The 14775-nt window shown below is 56.4% G+C and carries 11 protein-coding genes; 3 read left to right on the top strand and 8 right to left on the bottom strand.

What is annotated here, in order from left to right; translation table 11 throughout:
- Both KI811_RS17365 and KI811_RS17370 read left to right on the top strand, forming a co-directional pair.
- A partial coding sequence (locus KI811_RS17365; RefSeq protein WP_281415270.1) for an SdrD B-like domain-containing protein occupies positions 1-3969 on the top strand: 3969 nt, incomplete at its 5' end.
- Between the two features lie 137 nt (positions 3970-4106).
- Positions 4107-5432 (top strand): hypothetical protein, encoded by a 1326-nt coding sequence (locus tag KI811_RS17370; protein WP_214187735.1) that lies wholly within the window; start codon positions 4107-4109, stop codon positions 5430-5432.
- A gap of 12 nt (positions 5433-5444) precedes the next feature.
- Here the strand turns inward: KI811_RS17370 and KI811_RS17375 are convergent, their stop codons facing one another.
- The 3 genes from KI811_RS17375 to KI811_RS17385 all read right to left on the bottom strand — a co-directional run bounded on the left by KI811_RS17375 (position 5445) and on the right by KI811_RS17385 (position 8038).
- A complete protein-coding gene (locus KI811_RS17375) occupies positions 5445-6500 on the bottom strand; it encodes a nitroreductase (RefSeq protein ID WP_214187736.1) in 1056 nt (351 codons plus the stop codon).
- A complete protein-coding gene (locus tag KI811_RS17380) occupies positions 6497-7372 on the bottom strand; it encodes a ThiF family adenylyltransferase (protein WP_214187737.1) in 876 nt (291 codons plus the stop codon). The genes KI811_RS17375 and KI811_RS17380 overlap by 4 nt, the downstream gene beginning before the upstream one ends.
- A gap of 132 nt (positions 7373-7504) precedes the next feature.
- Positions 7505-8038 carry a DUF4124 domain-containing protein gene (locus tag KI811_RS17385; protein ID WP_214187738.1) on the bottom strand — a complete coding sequence of 178 codons (534 nt, stop codon included), beginning with the start codon at positions 8036-8038 and terminating at the stop codon, positions 7505-7507.
- 162 nt (positions 8039-8200) lie between these two features.
- On the opposite strand from KI811_RS17385, the gene KI811_RS17390 reads away from it, so the two are divergent.
- On the top strand, positions 8201-9223 hold the full coding sequence (locus KI811_RS17390; protein ID WP_214187739.1) for a cytochrome c3 family protein: 1023 nt from the start codon (positions 8201-8203) through the stop codon (positions 9221-9223).
- A 97-nt stretch (positions 9224-9320) separates the two neighbouring features.
- On the opposite strand, the gene KI811_RS17395 is transcribed toward KI811_RS17390, so the two are convergent.
- From KI811_RS17395 to mutL, 5 genes are all read right to left on the bottom strand, one after another.
- Positions 9321-10622 carry a DUF512 domain-containing protein gene (locus KI811_RS17395; RefSeq protein WP_214187740.1) on the bottom strand — a complete coding sequence of 434 codons (1302 nt, stop codon included), beginning with the start codon at positions 10620-10622 and terminating at the stop codon, positions 9321-9323.
- Positions 10622-11701, bottom strand: a complete 1080-nt coding sequence (locus KI811_RS17400) for an AI-2E family transporter (protein WP_281875745.1) — start codon at positions 11699-11701, stop codon at positions 10622-10624. The genes KI811_RS17395 and KI811_RS17400 overlap by 1 nt, the downstream gene beginning before the upstream one ends.
- Before the next feature lie 81 nt (positions 11702-11782).
- On the bottom strand, positions 11783-12007 hold the full coding sequence (hfq, locus tag KI811_RS17405) for an RNA chaperone Hfq (RefSeq protein WP_004514053.1): 225 nt from the start codon (positions 12005-12007) through the stop codon (positions 11783-11785).
- An 11-nt stretch (positions 12008-12018) separates the two neighbouring features.
- Positions 12019-12948: a tRNA (adenosine(37)-N6)-dimethylallyltransferase MiaA gene (gene miaA / locus KI811_RS17410; protein ID WP_214187742.1), complete on the bottom strand. Its 930-nt coding sequence runs from the start codon at positions 12946-12948 to the stop codon at positions 12019-12021.
- Positions 12949-12958: 10 nt separating this feature from the next.
- Entirely contained in the window at positions 12959-14743 is a 1785-nt protein-coding gene (gene mutL, locus KI811_RS17415) for a DNA mismatch repair endonuclease MutL (protein WP_214187743.1), read from the bottom strand.
- Positions 14744-14775: the final 32 nt, after the last annotated feature.

Genomic DNA, 14775 nt, shown 5'->3' on the forward strand with positions numbered 1-14775 from the left:
AACGGCAGCCCCGCAACCGTGACGCTGCCCGCTAACAATTCCTCCGACCAGACCATCGACTTCGGCTTCTTCACACCCTGCACCGGATCGATCGGCGACTTCGTCTGGAACGACCTGAACCACAACGGCGTCCAGGATGCTGGCGAGCCGGGCCTCTCCGGCGTTCCGGTCACCATCACCGGCACCAACATCTACGGCACCCCCGTCAACATGACGGTCAACACCAACACCAGCGGCATGTACCAGTTCACCGGCCTGTGCCAGGGCACCTACACGGTGACCGTGCCGACCCCCGCGGGCTACACCCCGTCGCCCACCGGCCAGGGTACCCCCGCTACCGACAGCAACGGCAGCCCCGCAACCGTGACGCTGCCCGCTAACAATTCCTCCGACCAGACCATCGACTTCGGCTTCTTCACACCAATGCCGTTAATTAGCATCAAGAAATACACCAACGGCGACGACGCCGACTTGGCTCCCGGTCCCTACATCCCGGTTGGCGGCGAAGTCAAGTGGGAGTACGTAGTTACCAACACCGGCAACGTGGATCTCACCAACGTTGTCGTCACCGACGATAAGCTCGGCGCTATCTGTACCATTGGTCCCCTGGCAGTTGGTGCTTCCCAAACCTGCACCAAGACGGGCACCGCTGTTATGGGCCAGTATGTCAACATGGGTACCGTAACGGGCACGTATGGCAACACTACCGTTACCGATCAGAATCCGAGCCACTACTTCGGTGTCAAGGCGAGCATTGACATCCGTAAGCAGGCAGAAGGCCCTGATACCAGAAGCTTTGCTGCCGGATCAGATGTTCCATTTGCAATCGTTGTCACCAACACCGGCAACGTGGCATTGAACAATGTCAAAGTTACCGATCAGTTGGTGCCTGCATGCAATACGACCATCGGCACCCTAAACCCGGGGCAGGTTTATTCCTACACCTGTACTGCTCCGATGGTGCTCAACGGCTTCACAAACACCGCATGTACGGAAGGAATGGCTGGCGCCGTCGTGGTAACTGATTGCGACGATTCTACGGTCACAGTCACTACTACAAAGATTGACATCGCAAAATACGTCTCCATCGACGGAAAAACCTGGTTCCACACGGACAGCAGTGATGTCCTCAAGGTCGCGCTGTGTGCCACCTGCGAAGAGGACTACGACAAGGAGCATTGCGACTATAACCACGATGGCAAGTGCGACGAAAAGGATGTCGACTACTGCAAGTCGAGCAAATACGACTGCGACAGGCACGACTCCGAGCATGGCAGCAACAAGCGCAAGCACCGCTGCGATGACAGTTCGAACAAGTCCTACTGCGAAGACAAGGCAGAGGATGCGCACGAGCGGGATCACAGCGACTACAACAACGATGGCAAGTGTGATGAGCGTGACATCGATTACTGCAGGTACAACAAATCCACCTGCGACCGGCACGATGCCGACCATCACAGCGCTACGCGGTCTTACAGGTGCGACGACAGCTCCAGCAAGACCACGTGCGAAAGCAAGAAGAAGGATGAAGAGAAGTCTGACAAGGAGCGTAGCGACTACAACCGCGACGGCAAGTGTGACGAGCGCGACGTAGCCTACTGCCAAAGCAACAAGTCATCCTGTGACTCGTTTGACAGGGACCGTGGCAACCTCAAACGGCGCTTCCGGTGTGACGACAGCACCAGCGGCGGGAAGTGCGAGGATATGGCACGCACAGAGCACGAAAAGGATGACGGAGATTACAACAACGATGGCAAGTGCGATGAGCGCGACATCGACTACTGCAAGTACAATCGCTCTGCTTGCGATCAGCACGACAAGAACCATGGCAGCGGCAAGCGCACCTACCGCTGCGACGACAGTTCCAACGAGTCATCGTGCGAGGACAGGGTCCGGAAAGAACACGACCATGACCGCAGTGACTACGATCACAACGGGAAGCTTGACGAGGACGACATCAAATACTGCCAGGAAAACAAGGATCGGTGCGTCAAGCAAGACCGTGACTACAGCAACTGCAAGCGCACCTACCGGTGCGACGACAGCGAACACAGGGAAGATTGTGGCTCCTACTCCCAGCGTGAACATGACAAGGATGGCAGCGATTACAATCACGACGGCAAGTGCGACGAGCGTGACATCGACTACTGCAAGAATGAGCAGGAGCGGTGCGACGAGCACGACAGGGACCATAAGCTGACAAAACGTACCTATCGGTGCGACGACAGCTACAACAAGTATTCATGTGGTTCCTACGCACAACAGGAGCAAGACAAGGACCGCAGCGACTACAACCGCGATGGCAAGCGCGACGAGCGCGACATCGACTACTGCAAGGGGAACGATGAGGAGTGCATCAAGCACGACAAGGGGCACGGCAACTTCACCCGCTCATACCGCTGCGACGAGAGCTCCAACAAGACCCTCTGCGAATCGGCCCGGTATTCGCAAAACAAGAGTGACAAGGACGACAGCGACTACAATCGCGACGGCAGGTGCGACGAGCGCGACATCAGCTACTGCAAGTACAATCGCGACGCTTGCGACAAGTTCGACAGCGACCACGGCAACAGGAAACGGACCTATCGTTGCGATGACAGTTCCTACAAGACCTCGTGCCAGGATAAGGCCGAGTATGAGCATGATAGGGACCACGCCGACTACAACCGCGATGGCAAGTGCGACGAGCGCGACATCGACAATTGCAAGAACAGTCCCTACGGATGTGATGATCATGACAGGGATCACGGCGATTCCAAGCGTCACTATCGCTGCGACGACAGTTATGACAAGACAAGGTGTGAAGAGCGTTCAAGAGAGGAAAGCGATCGGGAATCCAGCTGCAGCGGAAGTGGCGGTTATCCCTCACCGACATGCGGCAAGGTCTACTTCAAGTACGTCGTGACCAATACCGGATCAACTACCTTGACGAACCTCACTCTCACCGACGACAAGAACAGCGTGAGCAGTTGCACAATACCGGCCGCGCTGGATCCCAACGGTTCCTTCACCTGCACAATCGGGCCCCTGCCGGCCAAGGCCGGACTCCAGGTAAACACCGCTACGGCAACAGGAACATATGGCGGCGTAACCACTACTGATACCGACAAGGGCTACTATTACGGGTGCGACGGAACCGCGCCGAAATCCCCCGGCTACTGGAAGAACCATCCTGAAGCCTGGCCGGTGGAATCAATCACCATCGGTGGCAAGACGTATACAAAGGCCCAGGCCATCAGCCTCATGAACACTCCGGTCTGCGGAGACAAGACATACACCCTGTTCAAGGCACTGGTGGCAGCAAAACTGGATGCCATGGGCTGCGGCGACTCTTCCTGCGTAACCGACACCATCGCCAAATCCGACGCATGGATGGCTCTGCACCCTGTCGGGAGTGGAGTTGCCGGTGACAGTTATGCCTGGAAGCAGGCAGAACCCTGGTATCTGACACTTGACGATTACATCAATGGCAAACTGGTGTGCGGCGGGAGCGGTTCATGCACGCCTCCGCCTCCCCCTGCACCGACCTGCGGTCAATGCAGTGGTGGGACAACGAAGCTGGTACTCAAGTACACTGGTGATTGTATTGCAAAGGTCGTCGTGAAAGACAGCAATGGCCAGACGCTGTTCTACGGCTCTGTTGCACCGGACAGCAGCTTCAACTTCACCGGCAAGTCCACCAATGGAACCATGGGTCAATACGTGAAGATCTACGTTAACGACAGCTACAAAGCTACGATCTACACGGATTGCTCCAAACCGATCTATCCAGGGATGGGAATTGGTTCCTTCACCGTTGTGGAGGGGTATAGCCTGAATGGCGGGAAGTTCTGCCGGGTATCGTCTTCATCATGCTCAAGCTATGACGACGACCACTACAGCAGTACCTACTGCGGCTCGCACGACGGAGAATCAAGCTGTCTCAACTTCTTCGACCACGAAAGCAGTGATAGTCATCACGATGATTGATTCTGCAATTCACTGCAATAATTAGCTCCTCTGTACCAAGGGAGATGGGAAACCATCTCCCTTTTTTATCGCTCCAGCGATTCACCAGTACTTGAAACTGATTGTCAGTGTGGTAAGAGTCTCTGAGGGAGGAGTTCATGAGATTCAACAGGGCTGTTGCCGCCCTCATCATAGGGCTGCTGATAATGCTGCATTTCCGTCCAGACGCCCATGCTGGTTATCTCGTGAAGAATAGGATCGTCACAAATCCTGCAACGAACGGGCAGCTCTTGCCATGGGGTACAGGGAGAATCGCCTCCTACAGGGAAGTATCGGCGTTTCTCTACCGGACGGAATCCTCCGGAGACTGGCTCTATATGTATGATGGCTCTGGAAATGAGTCACACATACCACTCCCAGACCGTTTTGATCTGAATGACCGCGCCAATGCCGAATATCTCCTGACAAGCCCCTCCGATCTCTGGATATGGTCAGGGGTATTAGGACGGACGATGTTGCGACATTACCAACTGCTGAAATCCAACAACAGCCGATTGCCGGACAAGGCAGTACGTGTCTCTGTAACCAAGGTGGGGGATGAAGATACCCGGCCAGGAGCAATGCTGAAATTGTCGAGTGGAGGAGTCATCGCAGTCTGGTACCAGTTCGAATACCATCCAGATCGTCGGCTGGACATAGGTCTTGTCCACGTCGGCCCAAAGGGGGAGATTAAGACCAACTATCCCATCTTAGCACCCGGCAAAGAAGGAACCCCGGTCGCGACGCGCTGGGCCATGGCACAGCACCCAACTGACGGAAGCATCTGGGTGTTTTTCAAGCGGGATAGCTATCACGAGATCAGTGTTCTCCATCTGAAGGAAACGATGGAAGGGGTCAAGCTCGATTGGCTCAGAACTGATTTCATTGGAAGAAAGGATGGAATCCACGGACCTGAAGGAGAGTTCCCCTACCTTTCAGCCCTTGCCGATTCCGTTAACAAAACGATTGTTCTTGCCTATCAGAACAATCGCTCTGAGATCATGTATGCTTCTGATGGAGATGGGAATTTCATGAATGGCAGTTGTACTCAAGGCACCACCCTTCGAATGGAGCCATATTTTTTCGCTAAACGCTCACTGGTAAGTATTGTGCGGATAACGGCCGACGAGAGAAAAATCTTCCAGGATTTTCCGGAATACGTCGAGCGAACCCAGGAATTCGGGCTGTCGTTGACGCATCGGCTGTGGGTTCTCTACCGGCGGATCGATTGCGAAACAACGAACTATGAGGTGCTTCAGCGGCAGGGTGACGTGATGTTGAGCTATCAAAACGGGGAATGGAGCACCCCCCTGATTCTTGGCAGGCTCGATACCTCAAAGGACTACTACGGGGCTTCGCTGTTCTCCTCAGCCCATGAACCCCGCTTTCTGATGCGTCTGGACGATGGACTGCTCCATCTTCTGGAAGCAGAACCCGCTCCGTAATTGACAATTTGATCAAGAGATACCAATCACCTTTTCCAGAGGATACCGCATCGAATACACATTGGGCGGTCCACACCTGCCAACTCTGAACATAATGAACAGAGAACCATCCTCAATTCCGAAACGATTGGCGAGCGTCCCATAGGCCTTCCTTATCAGCTCTCCGTGCCGAGAAGAAATATTTTCTGTCTCTCCATCGAGCACCCTCCGCATGAGAAGCGTTATCCCCGTCATAAGCTGAAAACTTAGACCGAGTTTCGTCGCTTCGAGCCACACTCGCTCGATGAGCCGGCCTGCAGTGATACAATCCTTATCCCCTTTGCCCGGAACCGAAACAACCCCGATTGCAGCGGCTGAAAGGGCAAGTTTTCGAGCGGATCCCGCTATTACTCGGGGTACGCCGAAATTCTTCAGAAAGCTCACCAGCGGCCAGCTCTTAAGCAGCGGAAAAGCAAGGGAGTCCGGCGGCGCCAGTTCCAGAGTCTTTATATCGAGCCCGTCACCCCGTTCACGCGCTTCAGCGTCGCTCCATCGCACATGCTCAAAAAGGAAGGCATGGAGATGCTCGTTTTCGAAAATCAGGCGGTCGTTCAGGGCAATAACTTCGGCAACTTCAGATTTTTCCCGGTCACTCCCCGTCAGCGCAACCTTTCCACCGGGTATATGCCCAGCAGCAGTCAGGAGTGTTTGGTTCTCGGCGGCAGAGAGAGCCCCCCCATTGTAACGCTTACGGTTCGTGCAGCGTTTGGGGATGTACTCATAGAGAGAGTCTGCGGGAGTGGTTTCCTCTTTCATCCGAACCACGGCAACAAGGTTCGGAAGCTGGCTGTCGGGGAAAAGGGATATGTCCGGAGCATAACCGAATACTGATGCGGCAATGGCAAGATTCTCAAGCAGAGCGCCGTGTGCCACATAGGATGCCCTCTGCCGAAGATTGAAGAGCGACGTATCCTTGTCGGGTATATTGAATATGCGTATTACGTCGTTCTCGATGGCGAAACGCCACGGCTGGCAGTTGTCACCCGAGGGTGCACGGACGGCGGCTTCCAGCACTTCACGATACTTCATTGCTGTTCCTCCGACTTCATGAGCAGGTTTTCCATGATGAGACGACGCTTTTTCTTCTGAGACGGGCTTTTCGCCCCCAATGCAATTTTCCCCATTTTGACCTTGTTGAGGAGCATGTCGAATTGAAGATAACAGGGGATGGGACGAATCTCACCCTTTCCGGTCAGGATCTTGACCGTTTCCGTCGCAACGAGTGAAGCGGCCATGGTACAGGCGGGAGATACGGCAGGACCGGTCCGGCGTTTAAAACTCACCTTAGTAGCATCCATATAGGAAAGATGATAGGGATTGGGAGTCAAACCGGCGGCAAAAGCTGCTATTTTCTCCAGTGGAGGAGTCTGGTCATCAATGCCGAAATAGTCATCAAAACTCATCCCTTCAGGGTCGAAAACCTGCAACGTGGCGCCGAAACCGAGGGGTGCAGCAGTCAGTGCGTAGATGCCTTTTGCACGGCAGGTGTTGAAAATCAGACGGCGCATGTCTATCTCAAAAAAATCAATGCTATCCACATAGACATCAGCGCCCTCAAGAAAAGCATGGATATTGTTTTCCGTAACTCCCTCTTCCATGACGCGAACTTCAGCATTCGGGTTGATATCCTTCACCATATCCGCCAGCACCTGCGCCTTATTGCGGTTGAGGGTGCTGTGGAATGCCCCGAATTGCCGGCTAATGTTGACCACATCGAACGTATCATGATCAGCGATGGTGAAGCGACCAACTCCAAGCCGGGCCAGGGTAAGAACATGGATGCCACCAACTCCCCCTGCGCCGGCAACCGCAACCCGTGAGGAATTGAGATGCTTTTGCTCTTCAACCGTCAACAGACCGATATTTCTCAAAAACTCTTCTTGAACAATGTTATTGTCCATTTTTTTCTCTCCGGTTTATTTTGACGTTATCCAATTAAATTCCTCCTCACACCTTTTCGTCAAGTCACTAAATTTCTTGAGCAAAATATCGTACAAACATCAATAGGCTACTTACTTGAACAACACCATTTTTCACTTCCGCCACTCAAACGGCACCCCTGACCTGCTTGCCTCGTTATCAAGGGCGGAAAGCTGTGCTTCCAACTCCTTGATGCGTGCTTCATCCCGCTCGATCTTGTCCATTTGCTCATTGTAGGCCACTCTATCCTGGGGGCGCTGATAAATGGTCCGCTTGCGACGAAGTTGATCGAGGGCCTCCCGTTTCTTGGGTAGCCCGTCCTGCAGAGCCTTCAGTTCCGAACGAAGAGCCGCAAATCGCGAACGCCACTCTTGCTCGGAAAGACCGCCGGTGGGTTTCTTCTCGGAACTGTTTGCAGGGGGCGTTGATTGCCGTTGCGGGCGGGACTCTGGCTTACTCTCCGTTGAGGGCGTCGGGCTTGCCATCGATGGACTCTTCCGGACACGCTTCCGGTACTTGGATGGTATTAGGTCGGGATTATCGGTGAAATTGACAACCCCCTTATTGTCGACCCATCGATAGGTATCAGCCCGAGCAGCACCACTGAACCCAGTCACTACTGCCAAAGCGATGATAAGTTGTTTCATCGTTCTTGCCACCTCCGCATCAATGCCTCCTCATGCTATACAATCAGCCCCAATGCCGCATGGCAACTGGCTATTTTGCGTTGACGACCAGGCACCTCAAGTGTATAGTACGGCGTTTATAAACTGTCAATCAGCCGAACTTCACTATATGAGGGACACATCATGAATTTTCGTTCAATCTCGATCACCTGCATGCTCTTCCTTGCCTGTGCATTGCCGGCAACGGCCAAGGAAACCAAAGAGATAACCTACAAGCTCAAGAACGCGGAACCTGTCGTTTTCAGCCACGACTATCATCTTGCCAAGTATAACAACAACTGCCGTATTTGTCATAACACCCTTTTCAATCTTAAGAATCGTAAACGTTACACAATGCTCGAGATGGAAAAAGGTAAGTCGTGCGGCGCCTGCCACACCGGCATCAAAGCCTTCAGTGTTGCCAATGACGCTGATTGCGTCCGTTGCCACAAAGGCAAACCCCGCCCAGTAGTCTTCAAGATGAAGGGGGCCACTGAAGTAGCTTTCAAGCATGAGATCCATGTTCCCAAGCTCGGTGGCAAATGCCGTACCTGCCATAGCAACCCGAACATAGTTGGTGTCAAGAAGGTTGCCATGGCCCAGATGGAGAAAGGGAAATCCTGCGGCGCCTGCCACGACGACAAGAAGGCGTTTACCGTTTCCGGCAACTGCGGCAAGTGTCACCAGGGAATGGCGCCGCCGAAAACCGTAGCGTTCAAGATCAAGGGAGTTGCCGACGCCACGTTCAGCCATGAGTTCCATCTTGGCATGTACAAATGTGCCAACTGTCACACAAAGCTCTTCGTATATCGGGCTGGCGCCAAACATAACACCATGGCCGACATGGCGAACGGCAAATCCTGCGGCGCCTGCCATAACGGCAAGGACGCCTTCGCCTCCACCGGTGACTGCGGGAAATGCCACCCGGGTCTCAAGCCGGGCAAGCTGACCTACAAGACAAGCGTCGGCGATGCTTTCTTCGACCATGGGTTCCATCTCGGGATGTTCAAGTGTGCCGATTGCCACACAAAAGTATTCAAATACAGGAAGGGTGCTTCCTCTGCCACCATGGCCCAGATGGAAGCGGGAGCTTCCTGCGGCACCTGCCACAACGGCAAGGACGCCTTCTCGGTGAAGGACGACTGCGTCAAGTGTCACAACATGTAATACCAATGTAAATATACACAAACCAGAAACGGCGGAGTGTTAGGACACTCCGCCGTTTCTGGTTTGTGGCACCATTGAATAAACAAGCGGCAACGACCTACATGGACCGCGCCCGCCTCAACGCATCCACTACCCCCTGAGGTGTTGCCTCAACAATCAACACCCGGGTCCCGAGGGACTTTCCCAGGCCATCCACCGACAGGTCATCCAGAAATATTCCCTCTCCTTCCTTGAGCATCACATCGGGAATCAAGACCGCATCACCAAGATCCCTTCCCGACAACTCTTCGACGATATCGCTGCCGGCAACGAGGCCGGTCACCGTAACCGATTCCCCAAAGAGTCGATTATGAACCGCCACGGGTTTGAAAGTGGCACCTGTCCTCGCCGAGAGCCTTTCGAGAAATGCAGCCAGATAGCGATAGGGGGATTCGCCGGTTACGACGGTGACCGTAACAGGCTTCCCCTTCCGGGCCTTCTTGAGGACACGCTCTGCCTCGTCGAGAAAAAGCGGAATCATGCCGACACCATTCTCAATTTGAGGTAAGTCGCCATAGGCTTCAAGGGGCGGAAACGGGAGTCCGGCCTTGATGTAAAACTCATCGGCGATAAAGAGAAACGGCGCTCCCAACTCGCGCTCCAGACGCTCCGCCGCAGGCTGCCAGTCACGAATGAAGGCCTTGGCATAGCTGGCCGTGACCGGCTCCAGCGCGGGGAGTCCACGCCGGTGTTTCGTGAGGCCAACCGGGACAATGGCAAGGGATTCAACCCAGGGGTGAAGTTCGACCAGATCCCGGACCGTCTTCTCAAGTTCGGTGCCGTCGTTCAGGCCGGGGCAGAGGACAATCTGGGTATGCATGGCAATGCGGGCAGCAGCCAGCTCCCGCATCACGTCAAGAATCGGCAGGATCTCCGTGCGACCCAGGAGCCGTTCCCTCAGAGCGGGGTTCGTGGCGTGGACCGAAATATAGAGGGGAGAGAGACGCTGGGCGACAATCCGGTCCAGGTCGTCACGGCCGATATTGGACAGGGTCACGTAGTTGCCGTAGAGGAAAGAGAGGCGGTAGTCTTCATCCTTCACGTAGAGGGGTCGCCGAAGCCCCTTGGGGAGTTGGTGGACAAAGCAGAAGACGCACTTGTTCCCGCACTGGGCCGGAACGGGCGGAGCAAAAACGAGGCCTAAGGGCTCATCGCCGTCTCGTTCTATCTCCGCCTCCCAGCGCTCCCCTGAGGGTTTCACAATTTCCAGAGTGAGCTCCTCGTCATGGGCATAGAACGAAAAGTCGATAATATCGCGGAGCGGTTGGCCGTTTATGGCCACAAGGCGGTCACCAGCCTCTATTTCCAGCTCTTCAGCAATGGTCCCCGGCTGAACGTAGTCGATAAGAAGTCCTTCCATCAGGTCCCCCGGTAGAATGGAGTGGTGAGATACCAGCCGGTGAGGTGGCGGAGAAAAACCTTCAGAACGGCCGCCACGGGGACCGCCAGGAGCATGCCGAAAATGCCGAACCACTGCCCGCCGATGAAAAGAGCGATGATTGCGACCACCGGATGGAGCCCCACCCTGTTGCCGACGATGGCCGGGGTGATGAGCGCCCCTTCGATGGCTTGCACGACCACGAACCAGCCGAGGCAGAGGAGTGGATGGAGCAGGTCGTGGAACTTGAGAAAAGCCATGGTCATGGACACCACAATTCCGAAGATGGTCCCCACATAGGGGATGATGAAGAGGATGCCGGAGAGGGTACCGATCGCGATTGCCAGGTCAACGCCGATCAGGGAAAGGCCGATGCTGTAGAGGACCGCCAGAATGGCGCAGACCGAGAGCTGCCCCCTCACGAAGGCGGAAAGGACACCGTCGATTTCGCTGCCGAGACCGGTTACCGTCTCCCGGGAACGCTCGGGCACCAGTTTCAGAACCCCCTCCTTGAAATGGGGCAGATCGGCCAGGAAGTAGTAGAGGTAAACCGGCGTGATGAAATAGCCGACCACGGTCAGGATGAACCCCAGGGTCGACGAGAAGGCCTTTTTCACGAAATCGTAGGCCCCACGGGCAATGTCGAAGGAGATGCCGCGCAGTTCGTTCAGCATCCGGTCCACCTGACGGTAGAGCTTATCCGGGGTTTCAATCTGAAGATAAACCTTCACCTTCTCGGGGATAAGGCCGTAAAAACGGTTCGCGTAATCAGGGAGGTTGATCTGCACCGCCGCCAGCTCGTTCTGGATGGAACCGGCAAAGAAGGCGAATGCCCCCGCAAAGCCGACAACAATCCCGGCCATGACCAGCAGGATTGCCACGACCCGCGGAACCCGCTTCCCTTCCAGCCATGACACGAGCGGATTGAGCACATAGGCGAGGATTAGGGCAAGGAGCACCGGAAGGAAAATGGAACTGAGCGACCAGGCAAAGAAAAGCCCCGCCAGGACGAGCACTCCGAGAATAATGAATGGAGAGTATTCTTTGAGATAGGTGATCACGGAAAAATATCTGCCGGCAAGACGCAACCGGCCCTCCCCCGTCAATGGGGGAAGGGCCGGTTACGCCCCGGTGGAAGGGGGTTACTGGTGAAGTTTGAAGGTACCGTCAACGGAGGTGATGGACGAAATGGCATGCTTGTAAATCAGCATATCGCCCTGGATCTCCATGAGAACCGAAAAATTGTCGAATGACTTGATGTACCCTTCGAGCTTTTCTCCCGACATGAGCCGAACAGCAACCTTGATCCGCTCTTTCCGCGACTGGTTGAGGTATTGATCCTGGATATTGAACGGTGCTTTTGCCATATGCCGCTCCTTTAATGATAAAATCCCATGACAGTACTCAAGATACTATCAAACTTCCCCGGATATTCAACCCAGATAATTTCCGAATCCCGGCGAAACCATGTCATCTGGCGTTTTGCATACTGCCGCGTGTTCTGCTTGATGAGCCGCACGGCCTCATCGAGGGAGAATCCACCGGCAAGGTGGGCGCAGATTTCCCGGTAGCCGATGGAGCCCATGGCCTTGAGGGTTGCAGGATATCCGGCTGACAGGAGTCCCCTCACCTCCTCAACAAGCCCCTCGGCGATCATCCGGTCCACCCGCTCCTCCACCCTTCGGTAGAGAAGCTCCCGCTCGACGGATATGCCGATCTTGAGGCAGCGGTAGGGCTCGTCGGCAAAGCGGTGCTCCTCCTGAAAGGCCGACAGGGGACGCCCCGTCAGGAGAAAGACCTCCAACGCCCGCACGATTCGGACCCCGTCATTGGGGTGAAGCCGGGCTGCTGCAACGGGATCGACCGCGGCGAGACGCCGGTGCAGGGACTCCAAGCCTTCGCTGTGGGCCCGGTCTTCCAGTTCGCGGCGGATATTGTCGTCTCCGCCGGGAGAATCCACAAGCCCTTGAGTCAGAATCCTGATGTAGAGACCGGTGCCCCCCACCAGAACGACCCGCTTCCCCCGACGCCCAATCTCCGTGATCGCCCGGGATGCGTGCTCGCGGAAGTCGGCTGCAGTGAAATTCACATCGGGATCGACAATGTCGTAGAGGTGGTGGGGAACCCGCCGGCGCTCCTCTTGGGAAGGCTTTGCGGTGCCTATGTCCATGCCCCGATAGACTTGCATGGAATCGGCGTTGACGATCTCGCCGCCGATCCGCTCGGCAAGCTCCAGGGCCAACGCCGACTTTCCCGAAGCCGTTGGTCCCTGGACGATGACGAGCCTGGCCTTTTCTTCTTCCCTCACGCCATCACTCCTACCGTTTGAACATCCGCTCCACCTCGGCGAGGGTGAGCCGCTGAAGGACAGGGCGGCCGTGGGGGCAGTTGGTTGAGTAGTCGGTGGCGTCCATCTGGGCAAACAGGGACTCGATCTGGGCGGTGGTGAGGGGGTGCTCTCCCCGCACCACGCTGTGGCAGGCAATGCGGGTAAGGATCTCCTCTACGGCGTCGGCAACGGAACGGTTCGCTCCGACCGCCTGGAACTCCTCCAGGGTATCCCTCAGGATGCGGAGGTAGTCCTTCCCGGCCAGAAGCCGCGGCACACCTTTCACCACCCAGGTGGTGCCGCCGAACTCATCCAGGTCAAACCCGAGGCGGCGCAGTTCCTCGCCATGTTCGCGCAACTCCGCCGCCTCACGATGGGAGAGCTCAAGGGTGTCGGGGAAAAGGAGCCCCTGCCCTTCCACCCCGCCGGCGGCGAACTGGGCCTTGAGGCGCTCGAAGGCCACCCGTTCGTGGGCCGCATGCTGGTCGATGATGACCAGGTCGCTTCCGTCCTGACAGAGAATGTAGGAGGCATGGAACTGACCGATGATCGCGAGCCGTGAGAAGTAGCCGCGATCCATGGACCGGTCCGGTTCCTCCTCGGAATGGTCTGGTGCCGGAATAACGGCAGACTGAGGCTGAAAGAAGGGACGGCTGGGGGCCGGCGATGGACGGTAGTTGACGAGGAGCTCCCGCACCTCGGCGACCCGTTCCGAACTCGTGGCTGGCTCGCGACGCTCGGGGACGGGTGAGGAAACCGTTGACGGCGAATCCTTGCGCAACCATGGGGTCGGGCGAAGCGCCTCCTCGATCACCCCCTGGATCACGTCGTGAACGACCCCCTGTTGCCGGAACCGGACCTCATGCTTGGTGGGATGGACGTTCACGTCCACCTCCCCTGCCGGCACCTGAATAAAGAGGACCACCACGGGGTAGCGCCCCCGCTCCAGGAAGTTGCGGTAGGCTTGGAGGACAGCGTGTTGCACCACCCGATCCCGGATGAAGCGGCCGTTGATGAAGGTGTAGAGATGGCCTGCGGCGGAGCGGCTCACATCGGGCCGGGCCACGAGCCCCCGCACCGCCACCCCCTCCACGGTGGAATCCAGTGGGTACAGGGCACCGGCAATGGTGCGCCCCAGCAGCGCTGCCACCCGCTCCTCCATGGTGCCGTTCAGGGCCCGGAAAACGGTCTTGCCGTCGTTCACATAGGTGAAGCGCACCTCGGGGCGGGAGATGGCGAGGCGGGTGAGGAGATCCCCCACATGGCCGGCCTCGGTCTCGGCACTCTTCATGAACTTGAGCCGCGCCGGCGTATTGAAGAAAAGGTTCCGCACGGTGATGACCGTCCCCTCGGCCATGCCGCAGGCCTTCACCTCCTTGATTCGCCCCCCCTCGGCGTAGATCTCCGTCCCTTCGATGGCTCCCCGCTGGCGGGTAGCAAGGGAGAATCGGGAGACGGAGGCAATGGAGGGGAGCGCCTCTCCCCGGAAACCGAGGGTGCCGAGGGCGAAGAGATCCTCATCGGAGGCGATCTTGCTGGTGGCGTGGCGTTCAAGGGAAAGGAGGGCGTCCTCCCTGGACATGCCGCTCCCGTCGTCGGTGACCCGTATGAGGCGCCGCCCCCCCGCCTCGATCTCAACAATGATGTCGCGACATCCGGCGTCCAGGGAATTTTCCACCAACTCCTTCACCACCGAGGCGGGGCGCTCCACCACCTCGCCGGCAGCAATCTTGTTGGTCAGGTTTTCAGGGAGAATTCTGATACGGGTCGACACGTGGTACCTCTTCCCCTCTAGCGATTCAATTC

This window comes from Geobacter hydrogenophilus (assembly GCF_018501225.1).
Taxonomy (GTDB): Bacteria; Desulfobacterota; Desulfuromonadia; order Geobacterales; family Geobacteraceae; genus Geobacter; species Geobacter hydrogenophilus.